The 14,433-nt window shown below is 45.0% G+C and carries 15 protein-coding genes; 7 read left to right on the top strand and 8 right to left on the bottom strand.

Features of this window, described 5'->3' with window-relative positions:
- Positions 1–167 precede the first annotated feature (167 nt).
- The 3 genes from C8N47_RS15330 to C8N47_RS15320 form a co-directional block, all read right to left on the bottom strand.
- Positions 168–566 (bottom strand): HIT family protein, encoded by a 399-nt coding sequence (locus C8N47_RS15330; protein ID WP_107823449.1) that lies wholly within the window; start codon positions 564–566, stop codon positions 168–170.
- 12 nt (positions 567–578) lie between these two features.
- Entirely contained in the window at positions 579–1,052 is a 474-nt protein-coding gene (gene greA / locus C8N47_RS15325) for a transcription elongation factor GreA (RefSeq protein ID WP_107823448.1), read from the bottom strand.
- Between the two features lie 156 nt (positions 1,053–1,208).
- Positions 1,209–1,670, bottom strand: coding sequence for a hypothetical protein (locus C8N47_RS15320; RefSeq protein WP_107823447.1), 462 nt, complete (start codon positions 1,668–1,670; stop codon positions 1,209–1,211).
- Between the two features lie 67 nt (positions 1,671–1,737).
- On the opposite strand from C8N47_RS15320, the gene C8N47_RS15315 reads away from it, so the two are divergent.
- Positions 1,738–2,163: a Rieske (2Fe-2S) protein gene (locus tag C8N47_RS15315; RefSeq protein ID WP_107823446.1), complete on the top strand. Its 426-nt coding sequence runs from the start codon at positions 1,738–1,740 to the stop codon at positions 2,161–2,163.
- On the opposite strand, the gene C8N47_RS15310 is transcribed toward C8N47_RS15315, so the two are convergent.
- The 3 genes from C8N47_RS15310 to C8N47_RS15300 all read right to left on the bottom strand — a co-directional run bounded on the left by C8N47_RS15310 (position 2,153) and on the right by C8N47_RS15300 (position 5,792).
- Positions 2,153–2,590, bottom strand: a complete 438-nt coding sequence (locus C8N47_RS15310) for a hypothetical protein (RefSeq protein ID WP_107823445.1) — start codon at positions 2,588–2,590, stop codon at positions 2,153–2,155. The genes C8N47_RS15315 and C8N47_RS15310 overlap by 11 nt on opposite strands.
- A 604-nt stretch (positions 2,591–3,194) precedes the next feature.
- Positions 3,195–4,613 carry an adenosylhomocysteinase gene (ahcY, locus tag C8N47_RS15305; RefSeq protein ID WP_211316170.1) on the bottom strand — a complete coding sequence of 473 codons (1,419 nt, stop codon included), beginning with the start codon at positions 4,611–4,613 and terminating at the stop codon, positions 3,195–3,197.
- Between the two features lie 243 nt (positions 4,614–4,856).
- The gene (locus tag C8N47_RS15300) at positions 4,857–5,792 is read right to left on the bottom strand and encodes a bifunctional riboflavin kinase/FAD synthetase (RefSeq protein WP_107823444.1); all 936 of its coding nucleotides are present in this window, start codon (positions 5,790–5,792) and stop codon (positions 4,857–4,859) included.
- 154 nt (positions 5,793–5,946) lie between these two features.
- On the opposite strand from C8N47_RS15300, the gene C8N47_RS15295 reads away from it, so the two are divergent.
- The 3 genes from C8N47_RS15295 (at position 5,947) to C8N47_RS15285 (ending at position 9,027) form a co-directional block, all read left to right on the top strand.
- On the top strand, positions 5,947–7,095 hold the full coding sequence (locus tag C8N47_RS15295; RefSeq protein WP_170111418.1) for a TlpA disulfide reductase family protein: 1,149 nt from the start codon (positions 5,947–5,949) through the stop codon (positions 7,093–7,095).
- Between the two features lie 66 nt (positions 7,096–7,161).
- Positions 7,162–7,914 carry a UDP-2,3-diacylglucosamine diphosphatase gene (locus C8N47_RS15290; RefSeq protein ID WP_107823442.1) on the top strand — a complete coding sequence of 251 codons (753 nt, stop codon included), beginning with the start codon at positions 7,162–7,164 and terminating at the stop codon, positions 7,912–7,914.
- A gap of 27 nt (positions 7,915–7,941) precedes the next feature.
- Complete coding sequence (locus C8N47_RS15285; protein ID WP_107823441.1) at positions 7,942–9,027, top strand: 3-oxoacyl-ACP synthase III family protein; 1,086 nt, start codon at positions 7,942–7,944, stop codon at positions 9,025–9,027.
- A gap of 391 nt (positions 9,028–9,418) precedes the next feature.
- Here the strand turns inward: C8N47_RS15285 and C8N47_RS15280 are convergent, their stop codons facing one another.
- Positions 9,419–10,699 carry a DEAD/DEAH box helicase gene (locus C8N47_RS15280; RefSeq protein WP_107823440.1) on the bottom strand — a complete coding sequence of 427 codons (1,281 nt, stop codon included), beginning with the start codon at positions 10,697–10,699 and terminating at the stop codon, positions 9,419–9,421.
- 323 nt (positions 10,700–11,022) lie between these two features.
- Between C8N47_RS15280 and C8N47_RS15275 the strand changes: the two genes are divergently transcribed.
- The 3 genes from C8N47_RS15275 (at position 11,023) to C8N47_RS15265 (ending at position 13,184) form a co-directional block, all read left to right on the top strand.
- On the top strand, positions 11,023–11,358 hold the full coding sequence (locus tag C8N47_RS15275) for a hypothetical protein (RefSeq protein WP_107823439.1): 336 nt from the start codon (positions 11,023–11,025) through the stop codon (positions 11,356–11,358).
- Positions 11,359–11,668: 310 nt separating this feature from the next.
- Entirely contained in the window at positions 11,669–12,223 is a 555-nt protein-coding gene (locus C8N47_RS15270; protein ID WP_146161547.1) for a hypothetical protein, read from the top strand.
- Positions 12,224–12,350: 127 nt separating this feature from the next.
- On the top strand, positions 12,351–13,184 hold the full coding sequence (locus C8N47_RS15265) for a hypothetical protein (protein WP_107823437.1): 834 nt from the start codon (positions 12,351–12,353) through the stop codon (positions 13,182–13,184).
- 195 nt (positions 13,185–13,379) lie between these two features.
- Here C8N47_RS15265 and ung read toward each other — a convergent pair whose 3' ends face one another.
- Entirely contained in the window at positions 13,380–14,042 is a 663-nt protein-coding gene (ung, locus tag C8N47_RS15260; protein WP_107823436.1) for a uracil-DNA glycosylase, read from the bottom strand.
- Positions 14,043–14,433: the final 391 nt, after the last annotated feature.

Genomic DNA, 14,433 nt, shown 5'->3' with positions numbered 1-14,433 from the left:
CGCTTCAATTTTAGGATAAAGGTATAAAGAACTGCTGCAAGCGAAAAGCCCCGACAACGAATGGCGCTTACAAAAACAAATTCCAAACTCCGTTGTCGGGAATTTGGAATTTGCAAGAAATGGTTGAGACAAAAAAACCACCAGTTTACACTGATGGTTTCAACAAATTATAATTCAATATTTTCAGCAATTAAAGCTGCTATTGCTTCAAACTGATCGGGGGTAAATTTCTTTTTATCCGCGAAGTTGAGCAAATCGGCTTCATTTTGCATGGGCACCAGATGAATGTGTGCATGGGGTACTTCCAGACCGAGTACCATAACGCCAACTTTTGCGCAGGGGATTGCTTTTTTCAAACCCACGGCTACTTTTTTGGCGAATAACTGAAGGCCGGTATAGCTCTCGTCATCCAGATCAAACAGATAATCAACTTCTTTCTTCGGGATACACAACAGATGGCCTTTGGCAACCGGAAAAATATCCAGGAAGGCTAAATAGTTGTCATCCTCAGCCACTTTATAGGCCGGGATTTCTCCTTGAACGATTCGAGTAAACAGACTAGCCATAACTTGGTTGTTTTAAAGTGCAATGTCGATAATTTCAAACTGCATCACTCCCGAGGGAACGGTAATATCGACCACATCGCCGACTTTCTTTCCCATTAAGCCTTTGGCAATCGGAGTTTCAATAGAGATCTTACCTGATTTCAGGTCTGCTTCGTGTTCCGAAACAATCGTATACACCATCGTTGCGTTATTTTTGCGGTTCTTGATGGTTACTTTGTTCAAAATTTGGACACTACTGGTATCGATTTTCGATTCATCGATAATCCGTGCGTTTGCGATTTTACCGCGCAAAACAGCAATTTTCGCTTCCAGCATTCCCTGCGCATCCTTGGCTGCATCATATTCGGCATTTTCCGAAATATCACCTTTTTCAATGGCTTCACCAATTTGCTTTGAAATAGCCGGGCGTTCAACGTTCATCAACTGATCAAGCTCTGCTTTCAGTTTATTTAAACCTTCTTGAGTGATATAGGTCACCTTTCCCATTTCTTTTAATTTATTTGATTTAGTGTGACTTCATTATAAACAAAAAAGAATTCCGCATTGCGGAACTCTTTGCTTACACAAAGCTAAATAAAATATTTGGTATTTGCGAATGCTATGTTTTAGAAACAGCTTTAAACAACTGTCACTTAAAATGTTCTAGTACTTTCGGTTCAAAATTTCGGAGTACAAAACGGCTTTTCGCAACGAAAAATCTTTTAGAATGAGTTTTTTGGGGCTGAGTTTGGCTTCTTCATCCAACGATAGCTTTTCAAGCTGGGGTGCAGCCGAGGGGCTTTGATCCAAGCGGTGCGATCTGGCCAGGCCTTCGCGCTCCATGGGTTTGTATTCCATTTTGGGAGGTGCCTGCATGCCCTGGCGTTCCGAAGCTGGTTTCGTTTTCGGCGCAACAGGTCTTTCAACCGGCGGGGGAACCGTGTTTGGCTCCTGACGGCTCATAAACAAATCGTCGTCGAAAAGCTCTTCAAATACCGACCGCGGAGCATGGCCTTCCTCCTCGCCCATCTGTTCCATGGTTTGCTGCCGTTTCTTCTTGGAGCTGTTCATTGCACCGATAACCGACAACACCAAGGCTATAATGATAAAAATATAATCTTCCATACCGTAATTTCTGTCAACAATAAAATAAATTGCGCTGAAATATGTTTTGCTTATAAAGGTATAAAAAATGAATGGCTTCAAACCCTATTTCCGGAGATTAACTTTAGCCCTGGCCTTGATTACAGGTGCAACGACTTCATGTTCCGACGAAATGGAGACTTCAATCCCCTATGTTCGCATCGACGCACGGCTGAGCTTCACAACCTACAATGGCTTAAAGGTTCCGGGAATTACTTATTTTAAGCAATATGGCTATGGTGGTATTTTCATTATTTACAACGGACTGGATTACAGCGTTTGCGATGCCGCCTGCCCCTACGAAGCTGACGCCTCGGTTATTGTTGAAGATGAAGGAGGAATAGGAACCTGCCCCAAGTGTGGCTCGCAATATAATTTACTCGATGGGGGCTCGTTAATGTCCGGTTCAAGTCGTGAGTCGTTACGACTTTACGGAGCAACGGCTTCGGGCAACTACCTTTACATTACAAACTAGCAGCAGCATTTAGTTCAAACAGCCGGGCTTTGGACGAGATGAGCAAAAAAAGCCGATCGAAACCGGAATCGAAAAGGAGCTTATCCAACTTATTTTGAAAGTTAAAGCTAACGTCTTCCAACTGTTCCAGATGAATGAGCAGCCAGAGCCGATGCAGTTTCTTTTTCCGGTAGATGATCAGTTTTTCCTCTTTGGAATCGATGGTCTTCGTCAGGTTCTGAATAAGCTCTTCGGGATTGCGCAACTGCCCCGATTGTTGCAGAAAGTTTTGTCCCTTCAACTCGGTTAGTTCAATACCGATTGCTTTCTTCCGGTTAATCCGTAGCAGGAAATCGGGCGACTCGCCGGCAAGCAACTTCCCCTTGGGCAAATCGGTCAACAGCACCATAAACTGCTCCACAATTCTTCGTTCGTTTTGCTTATCCATGCCTTGAAGGTATAAAAAAAACCTTCATGATTCCCGGGTAATCATCAACAGGGATGCACTGTCCACTATTTTTCGAAGATGGCGTTGTCGTTGTTTTCAAAAGTTGTCGGGTTGTCGTTCTAAAACACCATCAACAAGAAAGAAGGCGTTTCGATCAATGAGAAAAAGTTGGGAACCGGTTGGCCTATTTTTATCAAGACGGCAATCAAACGAAAAGCTTCCTGCAATCCCAGAGGGATGCAATTTGGGTAGCTTTGGCATTTCCGTGGGTGAAATTCCGTCCCGTACGGGACGGGAGAATCTTCGTGCTGCCTTTAGTGCTACCCAAATTGAATGGCTAAAGTCATTGCTGAAAGATGAAAACCCGTCCGGTAGGACAAAATGTTCCGAATTAATCAAAAGTAGGAGTGAAAAAAAGCAGTCGGGTTTGGAACAACGCCCATTAACTCAAGTTTGCTACGAAATGAGTCCAAGCTTTTGATTGGAACCGAATCACCATTTAAGGCATCCCCGATGCGGTTGGAAACCGCATCACCCGAAGGGACTTTAAAAAAAAAGCAGCCCGAGAGCTGCTTTTGTATGTGAATCCGATTAAGATCAATGCTTAATAGCGGTAATGTTCCGGTTTAAACGGACCTTCAGGCTTCACCCCGATATAGGCGGCTTGTTCTTTGGACAATTTGGTCAGTTTCACACCGATTTGTTCCAGGTGCAAACGGGCAACTTCTTCATCCAAAGCCTTCGGCAGGCGATAGACATCCAACGCATAATCGTTTTTCCACAATTCAATTTGCGCCAGCGTTTGGTTGGTAAACGAGTTACTCATCACAAAGCTCGGGTGACCGGTAGCACATCCCAGGTTTACCAAACGACCTTCAGCCAGCATATAAATGGAGTGGCCATCCTCGTAGGTATATTTGTCGACCTGTGGTTTAATGTTGGTTTTCACCACTCCCGGCCAGCGTTCCAAACGGGCAACCTGAATTTCGTTGTCGAAGTGACCGATATTACAAACAATGGCTTGATCTTTCATATTTGCCATCTGTTCGGCCGTGATCACATCTTTGTTTCCGGTAGTGGTTACATAAATGTTTCCTTCGTCCAGGGCATCCTCCATAGTCTTCACCTCGAAGCCTTCCATGGCAGCCTGCAGGGCGCAAATCGGGTCAATCTCGGTTACAATAACACGGGCGCCGTAACCACGCATCGAGCGGGCACAACCTTTACCAACATCGCCGTATCCGGCAACAACCACCACCTTACCGGCAATCATCACGTCGGTAGCGCGTTTAATCCCATCGGCCAGCGATTCGCGACAGCCATACAGGTTATCAAATTTCGATTTTGTCACCGAGTCGTTCACGTTGATTGCAGGGAACAGCAACTTCCCTTCTTCCATCATCTGGTACAAACGGTGAACTCCGGTTGTTGTTTCTTCGCTAACACCTTTAATCTCTTTTGCTGAATTGGTCCAGCGATTCGGTGTTTCGGCTAAGATGCGTTTCAGTATTTTATTGAGTTGAATTTCATCTTCGGCATCGACTTCTTCATCCAGGATTGACGCGTCTTTTTCGGCTTCCACCCCGCGGTGAATCATCATAGTGGCATCGCCGCCGTCGTCCACAATCAGGTTCGGCCCCAGGCCATCACCAAAGTCCAGAGCACGTTCGGTACACCACCAGTATTCGGCCAGGGTTTCGCCTTTCCAGGCAAAAACAGGAACACCGGCAGCAGCAATTGCAGCAGCAGCGTGATCCTGCGTACTGAAAATGTTACAGCTGGCCCAACGCACCTGAGCCCCAAGTTCAACCAGGGTTTCAATCAGCACGGCTGTTTGAATGGTCATGTGCAGGGATCCCATGATACGGGCACCTTTTAAGGGTTGCTCAGCAGCATATTTTTTGCGGATCGACATTAATCCGGGCATTTCTTTTTCAGCGATCTCGATTTCTTTTCGCCCAAAGTCGGCCAAGGCAATATCGGCAACTTTGTATTTCAACTGTGTCTCTGTAACTGTCATCATTCTCAATTAATTTTGGAGTGCAAAGATAATTGTTTCCGCCAAAAATTCCAGTAATTTTTACAGGAAGATGGCGAATGCATCCGCTGACACGAAACCCTTGTTTACTGCGACACAAACGGGTATTATTCAGAAAAAAACCGATTGGCCCTTCCGGAAAGTTGATCGCTAAAAAGCTCCGCGGCAGGAAGCCGCTATAATCAGCGGCGGTCTGCCGGCAGATTTGTTGTCAAGCCAAAGAGGGGACTACAAAGCCGGCAAGCGACTCAGTACGGTTTGCTTGTCCTTTTCGAGCTGCAAACGAAGATCATCAACGGAGGCAAATTTTTGCTCGTCGCGGATTTTCTCAACAAACTCCAGTTCAATTTCGCGGCCGTAGAGGTTGCCGTCGAAGCCCAGAATATGCACTTCAATACTTCGGTTATCAGCATTCTGATTTACCGTTGGGCGTGTGCCTATATTCAGCATACCGCGAAAGCGACTGTCCGCGACCTGAACAAAGACGGCATAAACGCCATGCCCGGGTATCAGCTTATAAGGATCCGAGGCCTGCACATTGGCCGTGGGGAACTGAATTTTCCGGCCCAGCTTTTGGCCTTCAACCACCGTTCCGTGCAAGGTATACGAATAGCCCAGATAGCGGTTGGCGCGCTGCACATTGCCTTCCTGCAAGGAGTTGCGCACCTTGGTCGAGCTGATATTGATATCGTCGATCAGCAACACATCCAGCTTCTCGAGTTGAAAATTCAGCTCCTGCGATAAGTCTTGAAGCATCTCGAAGCTGCCTTCCCGGTTTTTACCAAACTTGTGATCGTAGCCCACCACCAGCGTTTGGATGTGCAGCGTATCCACCAGGATGTTTTTCACAAACTCGGTATAGGTCAGTTGCGAAAACTCCTTTGTAAACGGGAAAATAATCAGATGGTCGATGCCGGCACGTTCGAACAAGCGGATTTTTTCGTTCAGCGTTGTCAACAAGCGTAGATTTCCTTCCTCGGGGAATAACACCAGCCGCGGATGCGGATAAAAGGTAAAGATGACGCTTTCTCCCTTTTTCTCACGGGCAATTTCTTTTAACCGGTCGATTATTTTCAGGTGCCCCTGATGGACACCATCGAATGAGCCAATGGTCAAAATTGGATTCTCTACATCAAACTGATTAATATCTCGGTAAATCTTCATGTTCACTTTTCTGTCTCGGGCTGGCCAAAAATACATTTTTTGGATCGAAGATGACCAACCGCCCCTGAAATTCATGTTTCAAAAGATTGTTTCTTCATACCTGATTGAGGTTGAAATTATTATTTTTACCGCTCGAATAAAAAAAATGTCACCCGTGAGAAAATTTGGTCTTTTACTCTTAGCTCTGACAACAGTAATTGTTGCATGTAAAGATTCTACAAAGTATAAAATCGAAGGTCAGATCAGCAATGCTGAAGGTTCGTACGTTTATCTCGATGAGTTAAAGGTATCGTCAACCCAAACGATCGACTCGGTGTTAATCAGCAAAAACGGAGACTTCAGCTTTGAAGGAAACGTCAGTTACCCAACGTTCTTTCTGCTGCGTTTAAGTGAAAATAACTTCATCACCTTACTGGTCGACTCGGCCGAGCAGGTGAAGGTAAAAGGCGATGCCGCCAACTTTGGGCGCGAATATTCGGTATCCGGATCTGAAGGTTCTGCCTATGTCAAAGAACTGAACCAGAATCTGAGCCGCACCAAACACCAGCTCGATTCGCTGCGCACCCTGCAGATTTCGTTCCGCAGCGATGCCAATATGACGGCCAAAGTTGAAAAATGGACCCAGGAGTACAACGATATCCGCCAGGCACAGATTGAATATTCCCAAAAATTTGTGTCGGAACACCCCTTTTCCATGGCCAACGTTTTAGCCTTGTACCAAAAATTCGACGACGAGACTTATGTCATTCAGGATCTGCAGTCGTTAAAACTTGCTGCTTCGGCCTTAAACTCTTTTTTCCCGAAATCGGAACACGTACAGGCACTTTACACCAACACCCTGCAACTGATGCAGGAAGAACGGGCCGCGCGAATGAAAAACTTCATTCAAACACAGGGAATTAACAGTCCCGACATTGTTCTGCCCAACGTCGATGGCAAAGAAATTGCCTTAAGCTCGCTGCAAGGTAAATATGTATTGTTGCAGTTTTGGTCGGCCATGGATCGCGGATCGCGCATTTTGAACCCCGTTTTGGTTGAAGTTTACAAGAAATATAAAAATAAAGGCTTCGAAATTTATCAGGTCTCGGTTGACGAAAACCGTTACGAGTGGGTGGATGCCATTGAAAAGGATAAGTTGAGCTGGACCAATGTGGGCGATATGGAAGGAAGCCTCAAGGCACTTAGCATGTATAATGTACGCAGCATCCCCTACAACTACTTGCTGGATCGCGAAGGGAAAATTATTGCTAAAGATTTGAAGGGACCTGCCCTGAACAATTTACTGGGCAACCTGCTGAAATAAGCACTTCCTGTTAATTTACCGTCAAGTGAAGGCTGATTGGTCGGCACTTCAAGAAAGAAAGAACAATTGAAAGCACCGCGAAATAAAATATACTTCATCTCCGATGTTCACCTCGGAGCCCCCGCGCTCAATAACAATGCTGAACGCGAACGGCTCTTTGTGCAATGGCTGGATGAAATAAAACACGACGCCGCCGCCTTGTTTCTGATGGGCGATATCTTCGACTATTGGTTCGAGTACCGGAAAGTTGTTCCGCGAGGCTTTACGCGCAGCCTCGGCAAAATTGCCGAGCTGGTCGACTCGGGCATCCCGGTTCACTTTTTCACGGGCAACCACGACATTTGGGTGTTCGACTACCTGCCCACCGAATTGGGGGTTCAGGTACATTACCACGAAATGCGTGTCAGCTTCAACAACAAGAAGTTCTTCCTGGCCCATGGCGATGGACTGGATCCCTACGACACCGGCTATCATTTTCTGAAAAAGATATTTACAAACCGCTTCTTTCAATGGTTGTTTGCCCGTGTGCACCCCAATCTGGCCATCAGCATTGCCCACGGCTGGTCGAAAAAGAGCCGGCTGGACAAAGGAATGGGTGACGACTTTAAAGGACCGGAAAAAGAAGGGCTGTTTGTTTTTGCAAAGTCGGTGCTTGAAAATGAAGAGATTGACTATTTTATTTTCGGACATCGACATTTGTTGTTAAATTTGCCGATTGGAAATAACAGCCATTACATCAACCTGGGCGATTGGATCAATCACTTTTCGTATGGTGTGTTCGATGGCGAAAGTTTTGAATTAAAAAGATATATTAAATAGGAATTTGCAGGAGCAAATTTGATCATTATGACTAAAAAGATTTACACCAAAATTATTGGAACAGGTCGCTGTATTCCGCCCAAAGTGGTCAAAAACGAATATTTTTTAGACTATGAGTTCTACGACCCGTCAACCCGCAAACCTTTCGAAAAATCGAACGAGGAAATTGTCACCAAGTTTCAGGAAATTACCAACATCGTAGAACGTTGTTGGGCTGGCGACGATCAAATGAACTCCGACCTGGCAACCATCGCGGTAAAAGATGCCTGCGACTCGGCCGGTATTGATCCGGAAACACTCGATTTTATCATCTTCGGTCACAACTTTGGCGATGTGCATCCCGACCAAACCTGCGTGGACACCCTGCCTGGACTGGCTAACCGGGTGAAAAGAAACCTGGACATTAAAAATCCGGCCTGTATCTGCCACGATGTCATCTCCGGCTGTCCGGGCTGGACACAGGGAATGATTGTGGCTGATGCCTACATCCGCAGCGAGACCTTTAAACGCGGCGTTGTTATTGGTTCCGATACCCTTTCGCGGGTCTCCGATCCGCACGACCGCGACTCGATGATCTTCTCGGATGGCGCCGGAGCAACAATCGTCGAAGCTGTTGCCAGTGACGAACCGGTGGGAATTCTCGCCCACTCGAGCCGCTCGGACTGTAACCCCTATGCCAATCTGCTAACCTTCGGCAAGTCGCTGAATCCCGATTTCGAAGGCGAAGACTTATACATTAAAATGGCCGGGCACCGCTTGTATGTTTATGCACTGAGCCATGTTCCCGGAGTTGTAAAAGACAGCCTGGACAAAGCCGGATTGCATCTGAAGGACGTGAAGAAGGTCTTGATCCACCAGGCGAACGAAAAAATGGACGAAGCCATCCTGAAAGGCGTTTTCAAACTCTATAAGGAAAAAGAAATTCCGGCAGGCATTATGCCCATGAGCATCGAAAAGCTGGGCAACTCGTCGACAGCAACCGTCCCTACCCTGCTCGATATTGTAGCCAAAGGTGATATGGAAGGACAACAAATTAACAAGGGCGATTATATTGTTCTTTGTTCTGTTGGTGCAGGAATGAATATCAACTCGATTGTATATAAGTGGGATTAATTTAAAACCCATTCAACACCTAAAATAAAAGAACACGGCTGCCAATTTGGTGGCCGTGTTCTTTTTACACCGGTTCAGCTACTTAGCAGAAGTACCAAAAGGAAGCTGTTTTTTGCGAGGCTCACCACAGCACGGCCGCAGACCAAGTAATACGCGATACGATTTACAGTTTGTACACTGAGGGTTTCACTCGAGCGAAGCCCTCAGTGTGCTGGAAACATCACCGTGCTGGCACCGATTTACCAGCGGAGGCCTTGCCATTGAGGCAACCTTTTGCTTTTTCAAAGCAAGGCACGGGTCACAGACCCGCGCCAGCGAAGGGCACTGCCTGGCCACGGGCAAGTTTGTCAAAAGCAAAACAGGCTACCCTTTTTAGGATAGCCTGTTTTGTTTAGCGTCGTCCGCGATAATTGGGTTTTCGCTTATTTCGATTTCGGTTTCGATTGTCACCGGCTGCCTGTGCCCGATTGTCACGGGGCTGAGCAGCGATTTTTTTCTTTACCGAAGGCTTAACAACGAAGGCCTCGTCCTCGTCGTCCGGGAAAGGATGATCGGCAACAACCGGAATTTGCTGATTAATGAACCGCTGAATATCGCGCAGATAAGGCCGTTCCTCAACATCGCAAAACGACAGTGCGGCACCACTCGACACAGCACGTCCGGTGCGACCGATACGATGAACGTAGGTTTCCGGGATGTTCGGCAGGTCGAAGTTAATCACCAGCGATAGTTGGTCGATGTCGATTCCGCGCGCAGCGATATCGGTTGCCAGCAATACTTTTATTTTTCCGTCTTTGAAGTTGTTCAATGCTCTTTGCCGGGCATTTTGCGACTTGTTACCATGAATGGCAGCAGACACGATGCCTGATTTTTCCAGTATCCGAACCACTTTGTCGGCTCCGTGCTTGGTGCGTGTAAACACAATAACCGACTCGTAGCTGACGGTTTGCAACAGATGCAGCAACAACTTGGGTTTCCACTTTTTGCTCACAAAGTACATCGACTGCTCCACCCGTTCGGCAGTTGTTTGCTCGGGCTTAATTTCCACCTTGTCGGGGTGGCTGCCCAGGATCTTACCCGACAACTCGACCACCGATGGTGGCATGGTTGCCGAAAAGAAAAGCGACTGTCGCTCGCGGGGCAGGCGATCGATCAACTTGCGAATATCGTGCACAAAGCCCATATCGAGCATGCGGTCGGCCTCGTCGAGCACAAAATGGGCCAGGTTCTTCAGGTTAATGTATCCCTGATCCATTAAATCGAGCAGGCGTCCGGGGGTTGCAATCAAAATATCAACACCACGCCGCAGGGCATTTACTTGTGCTTCTTGTTTTACACCACCGAAAATAACGGTATTGTTCAAGCCGGTATATTTTCCGTAGGTATCAAAACTCTCCGCTATTTGAATAGCTAACTCGCGGGTCGGCGTAATCACCAGGGCTTTGATCTTCCGCGGGCCTTTACGTTGCGGCGGATTCAGATAAAGCTGTTGCAAAATAGGAATCGCAAAAGCTGCAGTTTTGCCTGTTCCGGTTTGCGCCGATGCCAGCAGATCCGTTCCTTCTAGCAATGTTGGTATTGATTGTTCCTGAATCGGAGTTGGATTGTTGTAGCCTTCTTCCAGAAGTGCTTTTTGTATGGAATCACAGATTCCGAGATCGTTAAATGTCATCTAGTAAATTAAGGCCACAAATATAAGGGAATAAATCGAATAATACACATCCCCCAAAATACGCCCCCGCTGCCGCCTGAAAGCAGAGATGCAATCGCGCGCGAGCGAGAAAATATCCCGGAGCTCATCCAAGGAATATTCCACACATATCAATTACAAAATATTTTTTTTACAAAGAACTTCCCATTCATTGCAATAATATCATAAATACGATACTTTTACAAGACTTCACGATTATTACGAAAACAAGCAGCATGTACATCAGTCGTCATTGAATCACAAAGTGATGGTGACGTAACAATTACAAATAAAAAATAAAAGACATGAAACTAACCTTTTTCATACTGACACTTCTGATTCTTGCTAGTTGTGCTGGTTACAGGACGACAAGCCTAGGATCAGTTGCACAACATTTAGGTGTAGATCGGGATTACATAATAGCTAAATATGGTTCCCCATTCAAGGTCGAAGCATACACAAAGGATAATAATGCAATAGAAATTCTTTCCTATAAAGAAGTGGTCGATGTCGAATCTTATAGCTATATATTAACGAGCGATTTGTATTTTGAGAACAACATTCTTCTTAAAATATCCCAACAGGAAGATGTACCTCCAGGTAGAACAATCATCTCAACCAATAAAAAGGAGGAGCAATAATCGATATTGTATAATCAAAATATTGAAAATACGTCAACATACTAATGATAATCAACATGAGAAAATAAAACACGACGAACCATTATCATCGTGTAATATTTAAACATGGTCACAAATACATCGAACATACAATAACATATTGAAATAAAAAACATGAAAAAAAATAACTCTTATTTCCGTAGCTTTTGGGGCTATTTTGGTGATGTATTCCTGCTCTGACAATGAAGATCAGGTAATCCCAACCGAACAAGAATCAGACCATGTAAGTCTGGTTACCGGTATCGATTCAGAACCTTACATTTCGTCCGAAATGAAAAGTATCATTGCAATGCTTGATACATCTTCTTCAGATTTACCAATCCCAATTGACAGATTAATCCCCGGCTTTGAAAATATGACTATTTCTGAGAACGATTCCTCAGTTGAATTGCAAACTAAATCGATAATAATTGGCACAGAGGATGCTTATACCGTAGTTACGGGATATACAACATATTCTACTCTTTACACCGGAGCCTACGCAAGCATAAATGCCACCCAGGCATCAAACTTTAATTTCACTGCCGGCAATTACTATATTACCTGCCGAGCGATAACGGCAACTGTTTCAACCGGCGGATATGACGTCTATCCCGAAGTTTTGAACACAGATATAATGGGATCTAGTCCCGATGATACAGACCAAAGAGGATATCATTACGAGACCATCGTCTCGAATTCCCTATACAAATTCACGACTTACATCTACGGTATTGCTTACACTACTAACAATGATATTATTTATTGGATCCCTGCAATACCGACTACATTTACTTACGACTCTGATTACAGAAATAATATGCAATGGAGATTCTACTCGATATAGAACCTTCGTAAACTTTCGAAAGCATGCTGTCTCTACCCTAAAGGCAGTATGCTTCTGTTTTAGAGATACCTATTTTTCTAATATTAACAAGATCTGTAATTTCATGTGAAATTTAAAACAAGCAGCCATGAACATTTTTTTCAAAATTTTTCCGTTTATTTTAATTCCAATATTCACATTGAGTTGTACTAAAAGCTCAGATGAACCAGACGATCCGGAAGACGATACTAACAACGTTGAAGTATACTACTCGACAGATGGAGTAAGCAAGAAATTGCTTATGGATAAAGACACGATAGCTGTTAACTTAGCAGATACTTTTCTATTGTATGTCGATATATCTGACACGTCTAAAGTTTTGGACTATTCGCTGGACTATTCCATCGACAACTCAGAGACAGGGATTGACCCATTCAATTTCGAGGAAAAAGAGGATTATCGGTATATTTTTTCTACCAACAAATCCGGTGTTTTTGGTATTGGTGTATTTGTAAATTTTCGAAGAGATGACTTCGACTACTATCTTGCAGGATTTAATATCAAAGTTCCGACGATAGACTACACCATCATTTCGCTGGAAACTCCTACATATACCATAACTACCGATAATGATATTCTCAATAACGAAATAGAAAACGAATTAGCAACAAAGTATACAATAAGCTTCCGCCCATTAACACTGGCTAGCAATACATTAACAGGCGGCACATACCAGTTAAAAAACGCTTCCGAAGAGATATCTAGTGGCAGTTTTACATCAACCGACACAGAAGGTCTGACAGATTTGTCATTCAATTACAACGACATAACATTCAACTACAATTTAGTTGAAGAAGAAGACGGAAATGGGAAATATTTCCTGTTTACCCAAGATTTAACGGAGGTCTACCAAGCTGAATACCCAAACCATACCATTGATAAAGTTACATTAACTTTTAGGGGCTTTAGAAATCAAGACTGAAATAAAAACAAGATTATAGTTAACTGGAATTAAAGAAAAAATCAGTCCCCCTACTGCCGCGCTATTGCATCGCAAGGCGTTACCAAACAACCATAAACCCCTCCCCAAAGCCTTTTTCACCGGCATAATCGGTATGCGCTGCTGTATAAGTAATCTTCGGCTCGGAATACTAATCCGGCCTCAACCGGGTGCTGCCTACCAACTGATGGGCTCTTGTTGATGTGCAATCAGGAAATCGTTGGTTTTGCTAAAGTGCTTATTGCCGAAGAAACCCCTGCTGGCTGACAGCGGCGACGGATGAACCGAGGTAAGGACCAGGTGTTTCGACCGGTCGATAAACGCTCCTTTGCGGATCGCATAATTACCCCAGAGGATAAACACCAGATGCTCTTTCTGTTCGTTAAGCCGGTGAATGACGGCATCGGTAAAATCCTCCCAACCTTTCCGCTGGTGCGATCCGGCCTGATGGGCACGCACCGTTAAGGTTGCATTCAGCAGCAACACACCCTGCTGTGCCCAGCCTGTTAGATTTCCGGATGCAGGAACCGGCTTGTCCACATCGTCGTTCAGCTCTTTAAAGATATTGCGTAAGCTGGGCGGGAAAGCCACACCATCGTTCACCGAGAAGCACAGGCCATGAGCTTGCCCCGGTCCGTGATAAGGATCCTGGCCCAAAATTACCACCTTCAGCCGATCGAACGGACATTGGTTGAAAGCATTGAAAATTAAATTTGCCGGCGGAAAAACCGTGTGCTCGCGATATTCACCACGCACAAACTCGGTCAGTTTTTCGAAATAAGGCTTTTCAAATTCGCTGGCTAGTATCGTTTTCCAGCTTTCTTCAATTTTAACGTCCATCGGATAATTGTCTTGTTTTTGCGATGCCCGAAAATAGCAGAATTGTTTGGACGAGGCAAGGATTGAGTGAGTCATGAGCCGTGAGTCGTGCGTGATGAGTCGTGAGTCGTGAGTCGTGAGTAAAGAGTTGTGAGAATTGAGATGTCATTGGTTATCGATCCTTCAATCCTTCAATCCTTCAATCCTTCGATCCTGTCCATCGGTGCATAAGTCCGAATCTCAAGCGACGAGCAATGTCATTAAGAAGTCGTGAGTAGTGAGTCGTGAGTAAAGAGTAGTGAGACTTGAGATGTGATTGGTTGTCGATCCTTCGATCCTTCAATCCTTCAATCCTTCTATCCTTCAATCCTTCTATCCTTCAACCTGCCCATCAGTGCATAAGTCCGAAACT

This window comes from Mangrovibacterium marinum, from assembly GCF_003046625.1.
Taxonomy (GTDB): Bacteria; Bacteroidota; Bacteroidia; order Bacteroidales; family Prolixibacteraceae; genus Mangrovibacterium; species Mangrovibacterium marinum.
This window is presented reverse-complemented; position numbering and strand designations above follow the sequence as displayed.

What these genes read in the sequence shown, in the direction of transcription:
- C8N47_RS15310 (WP_107823445.1), bottom strand. Translation starts at nt 2,590, where the DNA reads ATGGATAAGCAAAACGAACGAAGAATTGTGGAGCAGTTTATGGTGCTG.
- C8N47_RS15270 (WP_146161547.1), top strand. Translation starts at nt 11,669, where the DNA reads ATGAAAAGTATCATTGCAATGCTTGATACATCTTCTTCAGATTTACCA.
- C8N47_RS15320 (WP_107823447.1), bottom strand. Translation starts at nt 1,670, where the DNA reads ATGGAAGATTATATTTTTATCATTATAGCCTTGGTGTTGTCGGTTATC.
- C8N47_RS15315 (WP_107823446.1), top strand. Translation starts at nt 1,738, where the DNA reads ATGAATGGCTTCAAACCCTATTTCCGGAGATTAACTTTAGCCCTGGCC.
- ahcY (WP_211316170.1), bottom strand. Translation starts at nt 4,613, where the DNA reads ATGATGACAGTTACAGAGACACAGTTGAAATACAAAGTTGCCGATATT.
- greA (WP_107823448.1), bottom strand. Translation starts at nt 1,052, where the DNA reads ATGGGAAAGGTGACCTATATCACTCAAGAAGGTTTAAATAAACTGAAA.
- C8N47_RS15285 (WP_107823441.1), top strand. Translation starts at nt 7,942, where the DNA reads ATGACTAAAAAGATTTACACCAAAATTATTGGAACAGGTCGCTGTATT.
- C8N47_RS15275 (WP_107823439.1), top strand. Translation starts at nt 11,023, where the DNA reads ATGAAACTAACCTTTTTCATACTGACACTTCTGATTCTTGCTAGTTGT.
- ung (WP_107823436.1), bottom strand. Translation starts at nt 14,042, where the DNA reads ATGGACGTTAAAATTGAAGAAAGCTGGAAAACGATACTAGCCAGCGAA.
- C8N47_RS15300 (WP_107823444.1), bottom strand. Translation starts at nt 5,792, where the DNA reads ATGAAGATTTACCGAGATATTAATCAGTTTGATGTAGAGAATCCAATT.
- C8N47_RS15265 (WP_107823437.1), top strand. Translation starts at nt 12,351, where the DNA reads ATGAACATTTTTTTCAAAATTTTTCCGTTTATTTTAATTCCAATATTC.
- C8N47_RS15280 (WP_107823440.1), bottom strand. Translation starts at nt 10,699, where the DNA reads ATGACATTTAACGATCTCGGAATCTGTGATTCCATACAAAAAGCACTT.
- C8N47_RS15330 (WP_107823449.1), bottom strand. Translation starts at nt 566, where the DNA reads ATGGCTAGTCTGTTTACTCGAATCGTTCAAGGAGAAATCCCGGCCTAT.